18 protein-coding genes are annotated in these 19,442 nt (G+C 71.4%); 17 read left to right on the top strand and 1 reads right to left on the bottom strand.

Features of this window, described 5'->3' with window-relative positions; all coding sequences use genetic code 11:
- The 16 genes from VNE60_08775 to VNE60_08700 form a co-directional block, all read left to right on the top strand.
- The coding region (locus VNE60_08775) for a M28 family peptidase (GenBank protein HVB31600.1) at nucleotides 1-567 on the top strand (567 nt) is incomplete at its 5' end.
- A 129-nt stretch (nucleotides 568-696) separates the two neighbouring features.
- The gene (locus VNE60_08770) at nucleotides 697-1,980 is read left to right on the top strand and encodes an adenylosuccinate synthase (GenBank protein HVB31599.1); all 1,284 of its coding nucleotides are present in this window, start codon (nucleotides 697-699) and stop codon (nucleotides 1,978-1,980) included.
- Complete coding sequence (locus tag VNE60_08765) at nucleotides 1,977-3,005, top strand: YpdA family putative bacillithiol disulfide reductase (GenBank protein ID HVB31598.1); 1,029 nt, start codon at nucleotides 1,977-1,979, stop codon at nucleotides 3,003-3,005. The genes VNE60_08770 and VNE60_08765 overlap by 4 nt, the downstream gene beginning before the upstream one ends.
- Nucleotides 3,006-3,125: 120 nt before the next feature.
- Entirely contained in the window at nucleotides 3,126-4,484 is a 1,359-nt protein-coding gene (locus VNE60_08760; protein ID HVB31597.1) for a glycine--tRNA ligase, read from the top strand.
- Nucleotides 4,481-5,995 (top strand): hypothetical protein, encoded by a 1,515-nt coding sequence (locus VNE60_08755; GenBank protein ID HVB31596.1) that lies wholly within the window; start codon nucleotides 4,481-4,483, stop codon nucleotides 5,993-5,995. The genes VNE60_08760 and VNE60_08755 overlap by 4 nt, the downstream gene beginning before the upstream one ends.
- 36 nt (nucleotides 5,996-6,031) lie before the next feature.
- Nucleotides 6,032-6,718 (top strand): SDR family NAD(P)-dependent oxidoreductase, encoded by a 687-nt coding sequence (locus VNE60_08750; protein ID HVB31595.1) that lies wholly within the window; start codon nucleotides 6,032-6,034, stop codon nucleotides 6,716-6,718.
- A 162-nt stretch (nucleotides 6,719-6,880) separates the two neighbouring features.
- The gene (locus VNE60_08745) at nucleotides 6,881-8,215 is read left to right on the top strand and encodes a GAF domain-containing sensor histidine kinase (protein ID HVB31594.1); all 1,335 of its coding nucleotides are present in this window, start codon (nucleotides 6,881-6,883) and stop codon (nucleotides 8,213-8,215) included.
- The gene (locus VNE60_08740; protein HVB31593.1) at nucleotides 8,212-8,517 is read left to right on the top strand and encodes a hypothetical protein; all 306 of its coding nucleotides are present in this window, start codon (nucleotides 8,212-8,214) and stop codon (nucleotides 8,515-8,517) included. The genes VNE60_08745 and VNE60_08740 overlap by 4 nt, the downstream gene beginning before the upstream one ends.
- On the top strand, nucleotides 8,514-8,840 hold the full coding sequence (locus tag VNE60_08735; protein ID HVB31592.1) for a hypothetical protein: 327 nt from the start codon (nucleotides 8,514-8,516) through the stop codon (nucleotides 8,838-8,840). Before VNE60_08740 ends, VNE60_08735 begins: the two co-directional genes overlap by 4 nt.
- Nucleotides 8,841-8,868: 28 nt before the next feature.
- Nucleotides 8,869-9,795: a histone deacetylase gene (locus VNE60_08730; protein HVB31591.1), complete on the top strand. Its 927-nt coding sequence runs from the start codon at nucleotides 8,869-8,871 to the stop codon at nucleotides 9,793-9,795.
- Between the two features lie 76 nt (nucleotides 9,796-9,871).
- Nucleotides 9,872-10,879: a serine/threonine-protein kinase gene (locus VNE60_08725; GenBank protein ID HVB31590.1), complete on the top strand. Its 1,008-nt coding sequence runs from the start codon at nucleotides 9,872-9,874 to the stop codon at nucleotides 10,877-10,879.
- Nucleotides 10,879-11,907 carry a dipeptide epimerase gene (locus tag VNE60_08720; protein ID HVB31589.1) on the top strand — a complete coding sequence of 343 codons (1,029 nt, stop codon included), beginning with the start codon at nucleotides 10,879-10,881 and terminating at the stop codon, nucleotides 11,905-11,907. The genes VNE60_08725 and VNE60_08720 overlap by 1 nt, the downstream gene beginning before the upstream one ends.
- 25 nt (nucleotides 11,908-11,932) lie before the next feature.
- On the top strand, nucleotides 11,933-14,194 hold the full coding sequence (priA, locus tag VNE60_08715; GenBank protein ID HVB31588.1) for a primosomal protein N': 2,262 nt from the start codon (nucleotides 11,933-11,935) through the stop codon (nucleotides 14,192-14,194).
- A 49-nt stretch (nucleotides 14,195-14,243) separates the two neighbouring features.
- Nucleotides 14,244-15,365: a hypothetical protein gene (locus VNE60_08710; GenBank protein ID HVB31587.1), complete on the top strand. Its 1,122-nt coding sequence runs from the start codon at nucleotides 14,244-14,246 to the stop codon at nucleotides 15,363-15,365.
- A complete protein-coding gene (locus VNE60_08705; protein ID HVB31586.1) occupies nucleotides 15,362-15,844 on the top strand; it encodes a hypothetical protein in 483 nt (160 codons plus the stop codon). Before VNE60_08710 ends, VNE60_08705 begins: the two co-directional genes overlap by 4 nt.
- Nucleotides 15,845-15,848: 4 nt before the next feature.
- A complete protein-coding gene (locus VNE60_08700) occupies nucleotides 15,849-16,577 on the top strand; it encodes a cytochrome c biogenesis protein CcdA (protein ID HVB31585.1) in 729 nt (242 codons plus the stop codon).
- Nucleotides 16,578-16,759: 182 nt separating this feature from the next.
- Here the strand turns inward: VNE60_08700 and VNE60_08695 are convergent, their stop codons facing one another.
- On the bottom strand, nucleotides 16,760-18,535 hold the full coding sequence (locus VNE60_08695; protein ID HVB31584.1) for an ABC transporter ATP-binding protein: 1,776 nt from the start codon (nucleotides 18,533-18,535) through the stop codon (nucleotides 16,760-16,762).
- 149 nt (nucleotides 18,536-18,684) lie between these two features.
- On the opposite strand from VNE60_08695, the gene VNE60_08690 reads away from it, so the two are divergent.
- Nucleotides 18,685-19,440 carry a hypothetical protein gene (locus VNE60_08690; protein ID HVB31583.1) on the top strand — a complete coding sequence of 252 codons (756 nt, stop codon included), beginning with the start codon at nucleotides 18,685-18,687 and terminating at the stop codon, nucleotides 19,438-19,440.
- Nucleotides 19,441-19,442: the final 2 nt, after the last annotated feature.

Raw genomic sequence — 19,442 nt, 5'->3', positions numbered from 1 at the left:
GGCGGCTGGCCGCAACTGTGGATCTCGGGGGCGGTGGGCGCGGTGGGCGGCGCGCTGCTGATGTTCGTGGGCACCGGCAACGATTCGCCCGGCGCCGTGGACAACGCGTCGGGGGTGGTGGCGGTGCTCTCGGCGGCGCGGCGGCTCGACCCGCGCGTGGCGGTGGGCGTGCTGCTCACCGACGCCGAAGAGATGGGGTTGGCCGGCGCGCACGCATGGGCGGCGTCGCGCGCCGCGGGCACGGCGATCAACTGCGACACCGTGGACGACCGCGGCGCGTACGCGGTGCTCGGTTCCGGACGGCGCTCCGCGGCGCTGGCCGCCGCCGTGGAACGCGCGGCCCGCGCGCTCGCGCTGCCGGTGGCGGCGCGGCGGCTGCCGGCCGGCATTCTCACCGATGGCGTGGCGCTGACGCGGGCCGGCTGGCGCGCGGTGACCGTGAGCCGCGCGGGCGTGGCCACGCTGCTTCGAATCCACACGCCCCGCGACTCCGTAGGGCAACTGGAGGGGACGGGCATCGACGCCGTGGCCGAACTCCTCGCCACCGCTGTCAGGGAGTTACGCTGATGGCCGTCGTGATCCTCGCGCTGGACGCGGCTCGTTGACACCTCCCGCTCGACCGGTAGATTCAATCAACGCCCCGGGGAACTCCGGGGCGTTTTTCGTTGCCTACGGGTTCGACCTCCCAGGAGCCGCATGTTCGCAGACAATCGCCGCACCATCGTCGTCGTGGGCGCCCAGTGGGGCGACGAGGGCAAGGGCAAATTGGTGGACGTGCTGGCCGAGCGCGCGCATTGGGTGGTGCGCTACCAGGGCGGAGCCAACGCCGGCCACACCGTGGACCTGGGCGACTCGCACTTCGTGCTCCATCAGATTCCCAGCGGCATCCTGCATCCGGGCGTGCGGTGCGCCATCGGCAACGGCGTGGTGCTCGATCCCGACACGCTGTTCACCGAGATCGACGGCCTCGTGCGCGACGGCGTGGACGTGGAGGGGCGGCTGTATGTGAGCGACCGCGCGCATCTCGTGCTGCCATACCACAAGCTCGTGGACAGCGAGAGCCACGCCAGCCAGGCCATCGGGACCACGGGGCGGGGCATCGGGCCCGCGTACGAGGACAAGGTGGCCCGCCGCGGGGTGCGCGTGGTGGATCTGCGCCACCGCGACCGGTTGCAGGCGCTCGTGGAACAGGGCGTGGGCCACGCCAACGCGCAGCTCCAGCGCTTCGGCAGCGACAAGCGCGTGACCTGCGACGACACGCTGGCCCTGCTCGACCGGCTGGCCGAGCGGCTCCTGCCGCTGGCCGAGGACGTGGGCCTGGTGATCCATCGCGCGCGGCAGACCGGCGCGGCCATCCTCCTCGAGGGCGCGCAGGGTTCGCTGCTCGACATCGATCACGGCACCTATCCCTTCGTGACGTCGAGCAGCACGACGTCGGGCGGCGCGGCGATCGGCGCCGGCATCTCGCCGATGATGATCGACGCCGTGCTCGGCGTGGTGAAGGCGTACACGACGCGCGTGGGCAACGGCCCGCTGCCCACCGAGCTGGGCGAGGTCGAGGCCGAACACATGCGCAAACTCGGCAACGAATTCGGCGCCACCACGGGGCGGCCGCGCCGGTGCGGATGGTTCGATGCCGTGGTGGTGAAGTACGCGGCGCGGATCAACGGGCTCACCGATCTCGCGGTCACCAAGCTCGACGTCCTCGATACGTTCGAGAAGCTGGCCATCTGCGTGGGCTACGAATACGAGGGCGAGGTCCACACCGAGTTCCCGTCGGACCTGGCGGCGCTCGAGCAGGTGACGCCGCGCTATGAGTGGCTGGATGGATGGCGGTCGTCCACCGCCCAGGCGCGGCGGCTGACGGACCTGCCGTCGGCGGCGCGGCGGTATCTGGATCGCCTGCAGGACACGGTGGGCACGCCGGTGACGTACGTGAGCGTGGGCACGCGGCGCGACCAGATCATCGGCCTCGAATGACGCACGAGGGCGTGGACGTCGACGTGCTGATCGTCGGCGCCGGACCGTGCGGATTGGCCGCCGCCATCTCGGCGCAGCGCGCCGGGCTGCGCGCCGTGGTGGTGGACGCCCACGTGGTGGCGAGCACGATCACGCACTATCCCACGTACGTGCGCTTCTTCTCCACCGCCGAGAAGCTGTCGCTGGGCGGCATGCCGTTCGTGGTGGCCACCGAGAAGCCCAGCCGGCGCGACGCGCTGGCGTACTATCGCGCCGTGGTGGAGCATTTCGGGCTGGAGGTGCGCCAGTACGAGCGGGTGCGGGCCATCGAGGGCACGCAGGGCGCGTTCCGGGTGCATACGCACTCCCGTGCCGGCGACGAGCGCGTGATCCGCGCCGGCGCCGTGGTCGTGGCCACGGGCTATTTCGGCTCGCCCAACAAGCTCGGCGTTCCGGGCGAGGACCTGCCGCACGTGGCGCACGAGTACCGCGAGGGGCACGAGGCGTTCCAGCAGGACGTGGTGGTGGTGGGCGGCGGGAATTCGGCGGCCGAAGCAGCGCTCGATCTGTGGCGCTCGGGAGCGCGCGTCACGCTCGTGCACTTCGGGCCCACGTTCGACAAGCGCATCAAGCCGTGGGTGCTGCCCGACTTCGAGAACCGAGTGCGGGAGGGGAGCATCGCGGTGCGGTGGGAGGCCCGCGTGGCCGCCATCGGGCCCGGCGCCGTGCTGGTGGCCACGCCGGCGGGCGAGGAGCGGGTGCCCGCGTCGCTGGTATACGTGATGACGGGGTTCGCGCCCAACCTCACGCTGCTGCGCGATGCGGGGGTGACCATCGACCCCGCCACCGGGGTGCCCGCCCACGACCCGGCCACCCTGGAGACCGATGTGCCGGGCGTATTCATCGCCGGCGTGGTGGTGGCCGGCTATGACGCCAACCGGGTGTTCATCGAGAACGGGCGCTACCATGGCGACCGGATCGTGGCCCGGCTCCTGGGACGGCCGGCGCCGGACAGCCCGCGGTTGAGCGCCGAGCTGGATTCCTGACGGACGGCGGATTCCGGGTTTAACTTCAGCTCTGAACGGTTGGCGGTTCGCGCGCGACGGTCCGCCGCGGCGCGCGGCCCGCCGCATACCGCCCACTGCCCATTCAGGGTTCTCTTTATTATGGCGACGAGTTCATATCCCGACGTGATGGAGAAGCTCGTGTCGCTCTGCAAGCGGCGCGGCTTCATCTTCCAGTCCTCCGAGATCTACGGCGGCACGGGATCGGTGTGGGACTACGGGCCGCTGGGCGTGGAGCTCAAGCGGAACATCAAGGATCGCTGGTGGAACGCGATGGTCCGCGCCCGCGACGACATCGAAGGGCTGGACGCCGCGATCCTCATGCACCCCAAGGTGTGGGAGGCGAGCGGGCACGTGGCCGGGTTCACCGATCCGCTCATCGACTGCCGCAACTGCAAGAAGCGGTTCCGCGCCGACGACGCCAGGATCAAGGGCACGCCGGGCACGCCCGACGCGCAGTGCCCCGCCTGCGGCATGAAGGGCACGCTGTCCGAAGCGCGGATGTTCAACCTGATGTTCAAGACGTTCATGGGGCCGGTGGAGGAGAGCGCGGCCGTGGTGTATCTGCGTCCGGAGACGGCGCAGGGCATCTACGTGAACTTCCTCAACGTCCAGCAGTCCACGCGCCAGAAGGTGCCGTTCGGCATCGCCCAGATCGGCAAGGCGTTCCGCAACGAGATCACGCCCGGGAACTTCATCTTCCGCACGCGCGAGTTCGAGCAGATGGAGATGCAGTTCTTCGTCGATCCCGAAGGCGACCACATGCAGTGGTTCGAATACTGGAAGGAGCAGCGCATGGCCTGGCACCGCGCGCTCGGGCTCGACGAATCGCGGCTGCTCTTCCACCAGCACACGCCCGAGGAGCTGGCCCACTACGCGCGGGCCGCGTTCGACATCCAGTTCGACTTCGGCGGCACGCTGGGTTTCCAGGAAATCGAGGGCGTGCACCACCGCGGCGATTTCGACCTGAGCCGGCACCAGGAGTTCTCGGGCAAGAAGCTCGAGTACTTCGACCAGCCCAACAACCGGCGGTTCGTGCCGTTCGTGGTCGAGACGTCGGTGGGCGCCGACCGCACGGCGCTGGCCGTGCTCGTGAATGCCTATCGCGAAGAGGCCGTGGAGGGCGAGACCGAGGGGCGCACCGTGCTGGCGCTGCATCCGTCGCTGGCGCCGATCAAGGCCGGCGTGTTCCCGCTCGTCAAGAAGGACGGGATGCCGGAGTTCGCCGAGAAGCTGGCCCACGACCTGCGCCGGTCGTTCCCCGTGTTCTACGACGAGTCGGGGGCCATCGGCCGCCGCTACCGCCGGCAGGACGAAGTGGGCACGCCGTGCTGCATCACCGTGGACGGCCAGACGATGGCCGACGGCACGGTGACCCTGCGCGACCGCGACACGCTCGTCCAGGAGCGCGTGGCCGCCGAGCGCGTGGGCGCGCTGATCGCGGAGCGCGCGGCCCGGTGAGCGCGCTCTCGCTCGACCGCCTGCGGCGCGATGGGCAGGCGTTCATGGAGGCGATCTCGCGCGAATACTATCTGGCGCATTCCGGCCAGAAGGCCACGGCCGAACTCCAGCCGCTGTACGCGCAGTACGGCGCGATCATGAGCGACGAATCGCTGGCCCTGGTGCTCGACGCGTTCCGCGCCGCCCCGCCGGACACCGAGGAGTATCGCGGCCTCCGGCAGCTGCTCGACTGGCAGGTGGAGTCGCAGGCGTCGCGCGAGCTGGCGGCGCTGGACGAGCGCGAGATCGCGTGGGAGAGCCACGCCGTGATCGCCACCCCCGGGGGCAGCGTGCCCTTCCAGCGCGTGGCCATCGACATCGCCAACTCCACCGACCGCGCCGAGCGGCTGGCGCTCGAGGCGGCGCGGGCCAAGCTCGTGGCCGCCGAATTGGCTCCGCTGCGCCTGGAGCGCTTCCAGCGCGAGCGCGAGATCGTGGAGGGGCTCGATCTGGGCGGCGGCTACAACGCCACGTTCGACCTGATGGCCGGCTTCTCGCTGTACGAGCTGCGCGCCGAGTGCGAGCGGTTCCTGCGCGATACGCGGTCGATGTGGGACGACGTGTACGCCGAGTTCGTGAAGCGCGGGTTGGGCATCCCGCCCGCCGACGCCACGCGCGCCGACGCCCTGGCGCTGATGCGGGCCCGCGAATTCGACGGCGGATTTCCGTGGAACGGCATGCAGGACCGCATCCTCGGCCAGGTGCGCGAGATGGGCATCGCGCCGGACGCCGACGGGCGGATCGTGTTCGACACCGGCGACCGCGAGGGCAAGCGGTCGCGCGCCTTCTGTTCGCCGGTGCGCGTGCCCGACGAGGTGTACCTGGTGCTGCGGCCCCACGGCGGGCAGAGCGACTGGAACACCTTTCTCCACGAACTCGGGCACGCGCTGCACTTCGCGTACACCGATCCGTCGCTGCCCTTCGAGTACCGGTGGATGGGCGACAACTCGGTCACCGAAGGCTACGCGATGCTGTTCGACCACATGATGCAGGATCCGCGCTGGCTGGCGCGGTACGCGTCGCTGAGCAAGGCCGACGCCCCCAGGTTCCTGCGCAGCGCCGGCTTCGAGGAACTGCAGTTCCTGCGGCGCTACTGCGCCAAGCTGATCTACGAGACGCACCTGTACGGCGGCGACGTGAGTTGGGGCGCGCTCCCCGATCTCTACGTGCAGCTGCTCACCGACGCCACCACGTTCCGCTACGCGCCCGCCGACGCGTTCGTGGACGTGGACGCGCGCTACTACTCGGCGCGCTACCTGCGCGCGTGGCAGCTCCAGGCGCTGCTCACCGAGACGCTCACCGCGCGGTTCGACGAGGACTGGTGGCGCAACCCCGCGGCCGGGCCGTGGATCGTGGGCCAGCTGTTCGGCCACGGACAGCGCGAACTGGCGCAGGAGCAGGCGCAGCGCGTGTCGGGCAAGGCGCTAAGCTTCGCGCCGCTGGTGCGCTCCATCGAGCGGCTGCTGGGGTAGTCTTCACCGCGCGGCATCGCGCCGAGGAGCGTCGTCATGTCCAGACCCACCGCCGTGATCACCGGCGCCTCGCGCGGCATCGGTCGCGCCATCGCCCGCACGCTCGCCGCCGACCACGACATCGTAGCCGCAGCCCGCTCCGCCGCCGAACTCGCGACGCTCGCCGCCGAGATCGAGACGTCGGGCGGCCGCTGCACGCCGCTCGTCCTGGACGTGACGGACGCCGCTGCCGTGGCGCACGCCCTGGCCGGCGTGCACGCCGACGTCCTGGTGAACAACGCCGGCGTCGGCATCCTCAAGCCGCTGCTCGAGCTCACGCCCCAGGAATGGCATCGCCAGGTGGACGTGAACTTCAACGCGCTCTACCACGTCACCCGCGCGCTGCTGCCCGGCATGGTCGCGCGTCAGCGCGGGCACGTGGTGATCATCGGGTCCATCGCCGGGCGGAGCGCGTTCCCCGGCGGCACCGCCTACGCGGCCACCAAGCACGCGGTGATGGGCTTTGCCGAGTGCCTGATGCTCGAGGTGCGCGACCAGGGGGTGAAGGTCTCGGTGGTGAGCCCCGGGGGCGTGGCCACGGCGTTCGGCGATGGCGATCCGGCGTCCAAGGGTTGGGCGCTCCGCCCGGACGACGTGGCGGCGGCGGTGGCCCATGTGCTGGCCACGCCGCCCAACGTGGTGGTGCACCGGGTGGAGATCCGGGCGCTGGCCAAGAAGGGCTAGCAGCCCGGTGGCCCGGACGGCCGGTCCGCCGGCGCTCGGCGGCCCATAAACAACCGTGTAAACAAACGTCTGGCAGCTTTTCCGCTCCTGTCGTACATTGACGCTGTGAGCCGGGCCCCCGCGATCTCAGGCGAGACACGCCTTCGCACGCCCGCAGAGGGCGTGGATTTCGGACTGCGCGAGCTGATGGCGGTCCGCGAGATCGTTCACGCCTTCCTCACCGCCGATCGCCCCGAAGAGGTCTTCCAGTTCGCGCTCGACCGGGTGAGCCCGGTGGTGGGCGCCACGTTCGCGTGCGTCTATCTGGTGGACGGCGCGTCGGAGCTGATGCGGCTGGCCGCCGCGCACAACTGGCCCGAGCAGTACACGCCCTTCCTGGGCGAGATGCGGGTGCGGCTGGGCTTCGGCCCCAGCGGCGAGGCGGCCAGCGAGCGCCGGGCCATCGAGGTCCCCGACATCTTCGCCGATCCCTCGCTCGAGGACTGGCAGGAGGTGGCCACCGAGCTGGGCTTCCGCTCCCTCGTCGCCCTCCCGCTGCAGACGGGGTCCGGGGTGCTCGGCACGGTCACGTTCTACTTCGGCGCCGCCGGCGGCCTCAGCGCCGAAACGCGCAGCCTGCTGCGCATGGTGGCCGATCAGATGGCGGCCACGGCGCAGAAGGCGCGGCTGATCGACGACCTGCGCCGCACCAATTCGGTGCTCGTGGACACCAACACCGAACTCGAACGCCAATACTCGGCGGCGCTCGAAGCGCGGCGGCTGCAGGATGAATTCCTGGCCAACATCTCCACGGAGTTGCGCGCGCCGCTGGCCGAGTTGGTCGGTTACATTTCGAGGGCACGGGCAGCGGACGCGCCACCCGACGCCGGCGCCGAGAGCCGGTCGATGGCGCAGGTGAAGGACGCCGGCGAGATGCTGCTGGCGCGCATCGCCGACCTGCTGGAGATCTCGGAGTTGAAGCGGGGCGGGGTGGAGCCGGCGGTGAGCGCGTTCGACGCGCGGGAGCCGATGCGCGAAGCATTGACGCTCACGGGCGGACGCCGCGACGGCGTGGCGCTGCAGAGCGTCGAGCCGGAGACGGCGCCGACGATGGCCAGCGATCGACGCCGCATCGTGCGGCTGCTGGCGGGACTGCTCGCCAACGCGTATGCCTTCACCGAGGCCGGCGAGGTGCGGACGGCGGTGGAGGTGCACGAGGACCGCGTGGTGTATCGCGTGGAGGACACGGGAGTGGGCATCCCGCTCGACGCGCAGCGCTACGTGTTCGACGAGTTCCGGCGGGCCGAGGGATCGGCGCCGCACGGGGGGCGGGCAGGGGCGGGCCTCGGGCTCGCGCTGGCGCGCCGGACGGCACGACTGCTGGGCGGAGACATCGTCCTGGTGAGCGCGCCGGGAGAGGGCTCGACGTTGCGCGTCGAGTTGCCGCTGGTGTACGAAGGGCCCGCCGAGCGGGCGCGGGGGGCCACGCCCCCCGGCAACAGAATCAACCCGGAATGACCGTCATGACTCCGTCACACGAGACGATGCAGGAATGCTTCACACCGCTGGCCGCCGCCGAGGTGCTGGCGCGGGCCGGGCAGTTCTTCGCGGGGCGCAATCCGCTGTACGCGGCGTTTCCCGACGAGCAGGGGCCTGGGTGGGCGAGCTTTCGCGGCCAGGGCGGCGAGGAGATCGTGATCGCTGCGGCGCCGGCGGACGGCGGCTCGCGCGTGACCGGCTCGTCGTACCTGTTCACCATGCAGCTGGCGCGGTTCTTCACCACGCTGCCGCCGATGGCGGCGCCGGCGGGGGTGGCATGACCGCGCCCTTCGCCACCCAGCTGCGCGCCCGGACGGACACGATCCGCCTCGGCATGCACGACGAGCGGACGATCACGATCCGCGTGGAGATGCCGGAGGTGTGGGACACGGTGCGCATCCAGGCGCCGCCCACCGACACGGTGGAGACGGTGAAGAAGCACGCCCTCACCGCGCTCTTTCCGCAGGCGCAGTACCACGAGGACTTCGTGGTCAAGCTGCACGGTTGGGAGATTCTCAACGAGCACGAGTCGCTGGCCGCCGCCGGCGTGGTCGATGGCGGAATCCTGCTGCTGACGTTCCGCCGCCGCCGCCCGCTGCGGTAGCGGCGCGGGCGGCGCAGGCGGAGCCGGGATGTCGCTCGCGTACATATCGCACTCCGACTGCGGCCGCCACGACACGGGGTGGGGACACCCCGAGCACGTGGGGCGGCTGCGCGCCATCCCGCGCGCGCTGCGCGACGACCCCGATCTGTTCCACGCCGCCCAGCACGTCGAGGGGCGGCACGCCACGGTGGACGAGCTGCTCCTGGCGCACGACGCGGCGTACGTGGAGCAGGTGCGCCGGCTGGCCGAGCGCGGCGGCGGCCGTCTGGATGCCGACACGGTGGCGAGCGAGGGCTCGTGGGCTGCCGCGACCGCCGCCGCCGGCTGCGTGCTCGACGGCGTGGACATGGCGTTCGACGGCCGGGCCACCCGCAGCTTCTCGGCCGTGCGTCCGCCGGGCCACCACGCGCTGCGCGATCGCGCCATGGGGTTCTGCCTGTTCGGCAACGTCGCGATCGGCGCCCACTATGCGCGCCGCCGGCACGGCGCCGAGCGCGTGCTGATCGTGGACTGGGACGTGCACCACGGCAACGGCACGCAGGCGTTGGTGGAGCAGACGGCCGACATCCGCTTCGTGTCCATGCACCAGTGGCCGTGGTACCCGGGCACGGGGGCGGCCGACGATCGCGGGCCCCACGGGAACGTGTGGAACGTGCCGATGCCGGGCGGGCTCGCGGCGGCGCGGTACGTGGAGGCGCTGCTCGGGGCCGTGGACCACGCGGTTCGCGGCTTCACCCCCGATCTCGTGCTGATCTCGGCGGGATTCGACTCGCTGGCCGGCGATCCGCTGGGCGGATTCACGCTGGAGCTGGGCGATGTGACGCTGCTCACGCGCGCCGTGGCGGAGCGGGCCGACGCCTGGTGCGGCGGGCGGGTGGTGAGCGCGCTCGAAGGCGGCTACGTGCCCGACCGCCTGGGCGCGGCCTGCGTGACGCACCTGCGGGCGCTCGCGTGATGCGGGCAGGGCGTGGCCATGCTATGTTTTGAATCCACTCAACCCGTCCGTCGCCAGGATCCGCGGAGCGCGTAGCATGTTCTGTCCAGAGTGCGGCACCTGGAATCGCACCTCCGCCGACACGTGCACCCGCTGCAGCGCGCCGCTGCCCGAGTTGGACCGGGCGCCCGCCGAGAAGCCCAGCGAGACCATCTCGGCGCTGCGCCAGGCCACGGGCAGCCGGTATCGCGTGATGCAGCGGCTGGGTGGCGGCGGCATGGCCGACGTGTTCCTGGCCGACCACGCGCAGCTCGAGCGGCCGGTGGTGATCAAGGTTCTGCACGCGCATCTCGCCAAGGACGCCGAGATGATGGAGCGGTTCCGCCGCGAAGCGCAGGCGGCCGCCCGGCTCGTGCATCCGCACATCTGTCCGGTCATGGACAGCGGCAGTCTGGGCACCACGGTGTTCACCGTCATGCCGTACCTCTCGGGCGGGTCGCTGTCCGACCGCATCGCGCGCCGCAAGATGGTGGATCCGGTGGAGGCGGCCACGGCCATCGCCCAGGTGGCCACGGCGCTCGACTACGCGCATCGCCGCGGCATCGTGCACCGCGACATCAAGCCCGACAACGTGCTGTTCGACGAGGACGGCAACGCGATGCTCACCGACTTCGGCATCGCCGAGGCGCGGAACCAGGGACGGCTCACGGCGTCGGGGCGGGCCATGGGCACGCCGCACTACATGTCCCCCGAGCAGGCCATGGGCAAGCTCGTGGACGGCCGAAGCGACGTGTACGCGCTGGGCATCGTGCTGTACGAGGCGGTGCTGGGATTCCCGCCGTTCGACGGGCCCGATGCATTCTCGGTGGGCTACAAGCAGGTGCACGAGCAGCCGGTGGCGCCCGACCAGGTGGACTCGCGCGTGCCGCCGGCGCTGTCGGCGATCATCATGCAGTGCCTGGCCAAGGGGCCGAGCGGGCGGTATCAGCGGGCCAACGATCTGGCCGACGCATTGATCGCCTACATCAACGGCCTGCCGGGCCATGACGACGCGCACCGCTCGGCCTGGGTGGCGCGCCACTCGGCGGGAGCGCCGCCGCGGTGATGCGCCTGTCCTACGAGCCGGTCACGGTGCACACGGCGCATCCGTTCGTGATCGCGCGCGGCGGCGCCAGCGAGTATGCGCGAGTGCGGGTGCGCCTTGTGGACCGCGACGGCGCCGAAGGGATGGGCGAGGCGGCGCCGAGCCCGTTCTACGGCGAGACGGCGCAGACCGTGGTGGCGGCGCTCGAGAAGCTGCGCCCGGTGGTCGAGGCGGCCGAGGCGTGGGCGCTGGAGGATCTGGAGCACGCGCTGTTCCGCGCGCTGCGCGGCAACGCGGCGGCGCGCATGGCGATCAGCGCCGCGATGCACGATCTCGTGGGCAAGCGGCTGGGCGTGCCGTTGTACCGCCTGTGGGGGCTCACGCCGGCCGCGGCGCCGCCGTCGAGCTTCACGATCGCCATTGCGCCCACCGAGGAGGAGCTGGTGCGGCGCGTGGAGCAGGCCGCCGCGTATCCGGTGCTCAAGGTGAAGTTGGGCACCGATCGCGACGACGAGATCGTGCGCACGGTGCGCGGCGCGGCGCCGGGCAAGGTGATCCGCGTGGACGCGAACGCCGCGTGGACGCCCAAGCACGCGCTGGCGATGATCGAGCGACTGGCCCGCTACGGCGTGGAGTTCGTGGAACAGCCGCTGCCGCCCGAGGATCTGGAGGGGCTGCGCTTCGTGCGCGAACGCTCGGCGCTGCCGATCATCGCCGACGAGTCGTGCGTCACGGCCGCCGACATCCCGCGGCTGGCCGGCGCCGTGGACGGCATCAACATCAAGCTCGCCAAGTGCGGGGGATTCCGCGAAGCGCACCGCATGATCGCCACGGCGCGCTCCCACGGCATGCGCGTGATGATGGGGTGCATGATCGAGACCAGCCTCGGCATCACGGCGGCGGCGCATCTGGCGCCGCTGCTCGACGACGCCGACCTCGACGGCGCGGCGCTGCTGGCCGACGATCCGCACGTGGGGGCGACCATCGAGGGCGGCCGCATCGCGATCCCCGACGCGCCCGGCCTGGGAGTGCGGCTGCGCGGCGCGTGACGCCCCGCGCCGCGGCACGCGCCGCATGCTGATCTCGGTCGCCCTCCCGCTGCCGCTGTTCCGCGAGTTCACCTACGCCGTGCCCGACGCGATGGCGGGGCGCGTGGGGGTGGGGTCGCGCGTCGTCGTGCCGGTGCGCGGCCGCCGGACGATCGGCCTCGTGGTGGGGCTGGCCGAGCCCACGCCCGAGTTCGTGCCCAAGGACATCCTCGCCGCGCCCGACGACGCGCCGGTGGTGCACGAGAATCTCCTCGACCTGGCGCGCTGGATGTCGGAGTACTACGTGGCGCCGCTGGGCGTCGTGCTGCGCACGATGCTGCCCGCGGCGCTGTCGGCCGTGCGGGCGCCCGAGCCGTCGCGCAAGGAGCGGCGGGTGGCGCGGCTGGCGCGCGAACTGCCGTCGCTGCTCGAGCGCGACGCGCTGTTCAAGCGCGCGCCCAAGCAGCGGGCCGTGTACGAGCTGCTGGAGTCGCTGGGCGGGCGGGCGCCGGTGGAGCATCTGGTGGGGCAGCTCGGCGCCTCGGCGTCGGCGATCGCGGCTCTGGTCAAGCGGGGGATCGTCTCCATGGAGCAGGAGGTGGTGGAGCGCGATCCGTTCGCCGCGCGGCCGTCGCCCACGCAGGGGCCGCACGACCCCACGCCGGCGCAGCGCGCCGCGGTGCAGGCGCTCTGCGCGGCGGGCGGGGGCGAGTCGTTCGTGCTCCACGGCATCACGGGCAGCGGCAAGACGCTGGTGTACGTGGAGTTCCTGCGCAGGGTGGTGGACGAGTGGGGGAAGACGGCGATCGTGCTCGTGCCCGAGATCGCGCTCACCCCGCAGACCGTGGGCCGCTTCCGCGCCGTGTTCGGCGACCGCATCGCGGTGCTCCACAGCGGGCTCAGCGACGGCGAGCGGTACGACGCCTGGCTGGCGCTGTCGCGCGGCGACAAGCGCATCGCCGTGGGCGCGCGGTCGGCGGTGTTCGCGCCGCTCGACAACCTCGGGGCGATCATTCTCGACGAGGAGCACGAGGCCACGTACAAGCAGGGCGAGACGCCGCGCTATCACGCCCGCGAGGTGGCGCTGATGCGCGCCCGGCGCGACGGCGCGGTGGTGGTGCTGGGCAGCGCCACGCCGAGCCTGGAGAGCTGGCAGAATGCCCTCGCCCACCGGCATCATCTGCTCCGCCTGCCCGACCGCGTGGGCGGCGGCGTGCTGCCCGACGTGCGCGTGGTGGACATGCGGCGGCCCGATCCCAAGACGCATCCGCGGCGCCTGTCGACGGAGGAGGCGGCGCTGCGCTACGTGCTCAGTGAGCCGCTCGAGGCGGCGATCGTCGACCGGCTCTCGCGCGGCGAGCAGAGCATCCTCCTGCTCAACCGGCGCGGCTACGCGTCGTTCGTGCAGTGCGACGCCTGCGGCGACGTGGCGTCGTGTCCCAACTGCAACGTGAGCCTCACCTACCACCGCGTGCCCGAACGCCTGGTGTGCCACTACTGCCAGTACGCGGAGCCCATGCGCGCGGCGTGCCCCAAGTGCGGCGGCCTGGTGCTGCGCGGCAAGGGCCTGGGCACGCAGCAGGTGGAACGGCTGCTCGTCGACCGCTACCCCACGGCGCGCGTCGCCCGCATGGACATGGACACGACGAGCGGCAAATGGGCGCACGCCGAGATTCTCGATCGCGTGGAGCGCGGCGAGGTGGACATCCTGCTCGGCACGCAGATGATCGCCAAGGGGCTCGACTTTCCGAACGTCACGCTGGTGGGGGTGGTGGACGCCGACACCGGCATCAACATGCCGGACTTCCGCGCGTCGGAGCGCTGCTTCCAGCTGGTGAGCCAGGTGGCGGGGCGCGCCGGCCGCGGCGTCAAGCGCGGCCAGGTGTTCGTGCAGACGCGCGTGCCCGAGCACCACGCCGTGCAGTGCGCGGCAACGCACGACTACGAGAAGTTCGTGGCGCAGGAGCTGGACGGACGGCGGAGTCCCCCGTATCCGCCCTTCTCGCGGCTGGCCAACGTGATCGTGAGCGGCCTCTCCGAGGCGGCCACGGTCGAGCTGGCGCAGTCGGCGGGGGCGTGGCTGCACGCGCTGGTGGCGCGGCGCGAGCCCGGCGTGCTGTCGATCATCGGGCCGGCGCCCTGCCCGGTGGACCGGGTCAAGCAGCGGTGGCGCTGGCACTTGCTGCTCAAGTCGCCGCAGGCCGGGGCGCTCACGCGGGTGTGCCGATACTTCGCGTCCCGATTCCCGGTGCCGTCGCAGTCGGGCATGCGGATCATCATCGACCGGGACCCCGTCTCGCTGCTGTAAAGGGGGCGGTGAGCTTGTTCGGCCTCTCCCCCCCCGTCATCTTTCGGGGGTGATCATCATCCCGCCCCCGAATCTGGCCGCGCCGGAGCTCGCCGATGCGCCCGACGCGCGATTCGTGCCGGCGCCGGCGGACGGCGTGGTGCCGGACGGGTTCTTCTCCACCACCAACCTCCCCACGTACGCCCGCATCGGCGGCGCCTGGCGTTCGCCGCGCGAGCCGCGGATGGACGCGGCGCTGGTGCTCGACACGGCGGGCGAGCTGTGGGCGCGCGAGATGCGGCGCGTGCGACAGGGCGAGTTGGTGGCGGTGGGCCGCGCCGAGAACGGGAGCGAAGGGATCTTCGTGTACGAGCACGCGCTGGCGCAGGGCGGGCAGGAAGGCGAGTTCCAGTTCATGTCCAGCGCCGTGTCGCGCGAGAAGCCCATCGACTACGCGCTGATGGCGCGCATCCTGCTCGAGGAGCGCGACCGGGGCGGATACCCGGTGTGGGTGGCGGGACCGGCGCTGGTCCACGCTCGCGCCCGCGCCGACCTCGTGTGGTTCATCGAACACGGGTTCGTGGCCGCGCTGCTGGCGGGGAACGCCGTGGCCGCGCACGACATCGAGGCGTCGATCTACGGCACCACGCTCGGCATGACGGGCGGCGGCATCCCCACGCAGGGCGGACATGGGCTGCACATGCGCGCCATCAACAGCGTGCGCGCGGCGGGTTCGATCAGGGCGGCGGTGGAGCAGGGGATCGTGACCGACGGCATCATGCGGGCCTGCGTGCTGCACGACGTGCCGTTCGTGCTCGCGGCGTCCATCCGCGACGACGGCCCGCTGCCCGAGGTGATCACCGACATGCTCAAGGCGCAGGACGCCATGCGGCGCCACACGATCAAGGCCACGATGGCCATCCTGATCGCCTCGGCGCTGCACGGGATCGCCACCGGCAACATGCTGCCGGCGTTCGTCACCGAGCCCGACGGCACGATGCGCGAGCTGCCCACGATCTGCGTGGACTCGTCGGAGTTCGTGGTGAGCAAGCTCAAGGATCGCGGCACGCACCAGGCGTTCGGCGTGGTCACCAATGCCCAGGATTTCATGCACATCATGCGACTGTACGTGGAACGGGAACTCGACGCGCGCCGCGTGGCCGCCGTGGCCGAGGCCGCGGGAGCGCGATGATTCCCACCGAGACGCGCGAGCGATTCATTCTGGCGCTCACCGAGCAGATGCCGGGCGCCGACATCTTCGAGGTGCACTTCTTCTCGGCGCGGCGGGTGGGGGGCGTGGAGAGCGGCGTGGCCGTGATCGCGGCGCGGATGCCGGAGCCCGCGCCGCCGGTGGATGAGCCTGCGGCCGGAGCCGGCGACGCGAACGCCGGCGACGCCGGGGCCGACGCCGAGGAATCGCCGTACGCAGCGGAGCCCGCGCTTCCCGAGCGATACACCGTGTACAGCGCGTCGTACCGGCACACCCTCAAGGGCCCGGAGCGGGGCCGCTGGGAGGTGTCGGTGAAGGCCGAGGCCGACGCGCCGCTGGTGACGGTGGACCAGGTGGTGCGTGGCGTGCAGCGCCGCGCCGAGGACGCCGAGGAAGTGGATCGCATGACGGGCGACGACATCCGCGCCATCGTCCTCGCTCACCAACCGGCGGCCGGCTAGCGCCATGGCGCCCGGGAACGAGATCGGCCTCGTGGTGGCGTTCGTGGCCGGGCTGGTGAGCTTCATCTCGCCCTGCGTGCTGCCGCTGGTGCCGAGCTACCTCACGTTCATCACCGGCATCTCGTTGGAGGACGTGCAGTCGTCGCGGCGGTTCGCGCTCCTGCACGCCTTCCTGTTCGTGATCGGATTCTCGATCGTGTTCGTGACCATGGGCGTGGCAGCGAGCGCCCTCGGGCGCCTGCTGCTCGTGCACCGCGAATGGGTGGCGCGCGTGGGCGGGGTGATCATCATCCTGTTCGGGCTGTACCTGGTGGGCGCGTTCAACCTGCCGTTCCTGGGCCGGGACACGCGGGTGCACCTGCGCAACAAGCCGCTTGGCTATTTCGGCACGGTGATCGTGGGCATGGCGTTCGGCGCCGGATGGTCGCCCTGTCTGGGCCCGATCCTGGGGTCGATCCTGACGTTCGCGGCCACGGCGGGCGACGCCGGGCGCGGCGCGGTCCTGCTCACCGCCTACTCGGCGGGCCTCGCGGTGCCGTTCCTCATCTCGGCGGTGGCGCTCGAGGAGCTGATCGTGTTCGCGCAGCGCAATCGCGCCCGGCTGGCGTGGCTCACCAAGGCGTCGGGCGTCCTGCTCATCGTGGTCGGCGTGCTACTCGTGAGCGGCTACCTCACCGTGCTCACCGGCACGCTGCAGAAGATGACGCCCGACTTCATTCTCAAGCGGATGTAGGTGCGGCAGGCGGGCATCAGGATCGCAGGGCTTTCTACAGGATGCTCCCGATTTAACGGATGCTTCGGAACAAGAGAGGGGGCTTCGGCGGGAAGATCTCTCCGCCGGAGCCCCCGGATCTTTATCCGGAGCATCCGTCCAATCCGGAGCATCCGGCCGAACCTCTCCGTTCCTGATGCCCGCTACGCCGGCTCGACGGACGCGTCGAGCGACTCCTCGAGCTGCTGGCGGTTGAGCAGCGACCAGTAGCGTCCCCCGGCCGCGATCAGGCGCTCGTGCGGGCCCTGTTCCACCACCCGCCCCTCGTCGAGCACCACGGTGAACGTCGCGTCGCGGATGGCCGACACGCGGTGCGAGGCGATGAGCGCCGTGCGTCCGGCGAGCGTGGTGCGCAGCGCGCGCAGGATCTCGGCTTCGGTGTGCGTGTCCACGGCGCTCAGCGCGTCGTCGAGCAGCACCACGGTGGGCTTGCGCGCCAGCGCCCGCGCCAGCGCGGCCCGCTGCTTCTGGCCGCCCGACAGGTTGATCCCGCGCTCGCCCAGCATCGTGTCGTAGCCGTCGGGGAGGGCCTCGATCGTCGTCGTGAGCTGCGCCACCGACGCCGCCCAGTCGCGCGACGCGTCGTCCGGCGCGCCGTAGTCGAGGTTCCGCCCGATCGACTCGCTGAACAGGAAGCTCTCCTGCGGCACGTAGCCGATCTCGCGGCGCCAGGCGTCGAGGTCGAGCGCGGCGAGCGGCACGCCGTCGATGAGGATCTCGCCTTCCTGCGGGTCGAACACGCGCGGGACGAGATCGAGCAGCGCGCTCTTGCCGCTGCCGGTGGCACCCACCACTCCCACCGTCGCCCCCGCGGGCACCGTGAAGCTCACGTCGCGCAGCACCCAACGGGGCGCGGCGTCGTCCGCCACGGGATAATGGAACCCGACGCGCCGGAACTCGATCGTCCGTCCGGTGGCGGCGGCCGGCAGCGGCCGCGGCGCGGCCGGCGACACGATCGTCGGCTCGGCGTCGAGCACGTCGAGCAACCGCCCCATCGACGCCGCGCCGCGGTGGAACAGATTGGTCACGAAGCCGAGCGCGATCAGCGGCCAGGTGATCATCCCCAGGTACAGGCCGAAAGCGACGAACGATCCCACGGTGATCTCGCCGCGGATGGTCATCGCGCCGCCCAGCCCCAGCACCACCACGGCGCCCAGGCCGGCGAGCAGACTGAACGACGGGTGCATCACGCCGTACAGCGTGGCCAACCGCATCTGCTTCTGCAGATAGTCCTGGCCCAGGGCCGCGAACCGCTCGCTCTCCGGCCCCTCCTGCCGATAGGCGCGCACCACGCGCACCCCGGAGATGTTCTCCTGGGCCCGCGTCGTCATCTGGCCGAACTGCTCCTGCACGGCTTCGAACCGTTCGTGGATGGCGCGTCCCAGCCAGAGCATCGATACCGGCAGCAGCGTCATCGGCAGCAGCGCGATGAGCGTGAGCCGCTCGTCGATATGGAGCATGACCAGCAGCGCGAACGTGCCGCCGGCGATCGTGTTGGTGAGGTACATGACGGCCGGCCCGGCGGCCATCCGCACCGCCGAGAGGTCGTTGGTGAGCCGCGCCATCAGGTCGCCCGTGCGCATGCGCGCGAAATACGCCGCATCGAGCGTCTCCAGCTTGGCGAACAGGTCGTTGCGGAGGTCGTACTCGATCCACCGGCTCACGCTGTTGAGCAGCTCGCGCATCAGGAACCGGAAGAAGCCGGCCACGAGCGCCACGCCCAGCATCGCGCCCACCAGGAGCCAGATCTTGACCAGCGGCGCCCGCGATACGAAATCATCCACGGCGGCGCGCAGGAACCACGGGCCGGCGGTTGAGAACGCGTATGACACGACCGTCAGGAACAGCCCCAGCACCATCTTTCGCCGGTAGGGGCGATAGTAGGGGAGCAGGCGCCGCAGGGTGGGCCGGTCGCTCATGCGGAAGTGGGTGGGTCGGAGCGGGCGGCGGCGATCACGACGCCCGACGGCCGCGGACAATCTGTGTATACTTCATGCACCAGAGGCGATCCATACACAGGGGGACGACGATGCCAGAATATATCGGCCGGATGAGTGCGGCGCTCGCGATGACGGTTCTGCTCGCGGCCTGCGGTGGCGAACAGAAGGCGGCCAGCACGGACTCGACGAGCCTCCAGGTGGCGCCCGCGGCGGCCACCCAGCCGGCGCTCAGCGACACGACACAGGCGCCTGCCCCCGCCCCCGCGCCCGCCACGAAGCGGCGCACCCCCGTGGCTGCCAGGCCCTCGACGCCCGCCCGGCCGCCCGTGGAACCCATCCGGACGCAGCCGGCGCGTCCGGTCGGCGGCGAGGTCGCCGCGGGCACGTCGCTCCTGCTGCACCCCGACCAGCGCGTGTGCACCAACACGCACAAGGTGGGCGATCTCGTCTCGGCCACGGTGGCCGAAACGGTGGCCGGCAGCAACGGCGTGAGCATTCCGGCCGGCGCCACCGTGCACATGCAGATCACGGCGCTCAAGCGCAGCGAGAACATCAAGGACCCCATCGACATGGGCTTCGACGTGAAGTCGGTGGTCGTTGATGGCCGCACGTACGTCGTGAGCGCCACGGTCACCGCCGAGACCATCGAGCGAGTGCGCAACGAGCCCACGTCCAAGGACGTGCAGAAGGTGGTGGGTGGGGCCCTGATCGGCGCCATCGCCGGCAAGATCCTGGGCAAGAGCAACCAGGGCGCCGTAGTCGGCGGGGTGGCCGGCGCGGCGGCGGGTGGCGCCGTGGCCGCCACGACGGCAAACTTCGAGGGCTGCATCGCGCAGGGCAGCAACATGACGGTGAAGCTCAACGCACCGGTCGTGATCCAGTAGCA

This window comes from Gemmatimonadaceae bacterium, assembly GCA_035533755.1.
Lineage (GTDB): Bacteria > Gemmatimonadota > Gemmatimonadetes > Gemmatimonadales > Gemmatimonadaceae > JAGWRI01.
This window is presented reverse-complemented; position numbering and strand designations above follow the sequence as displayed.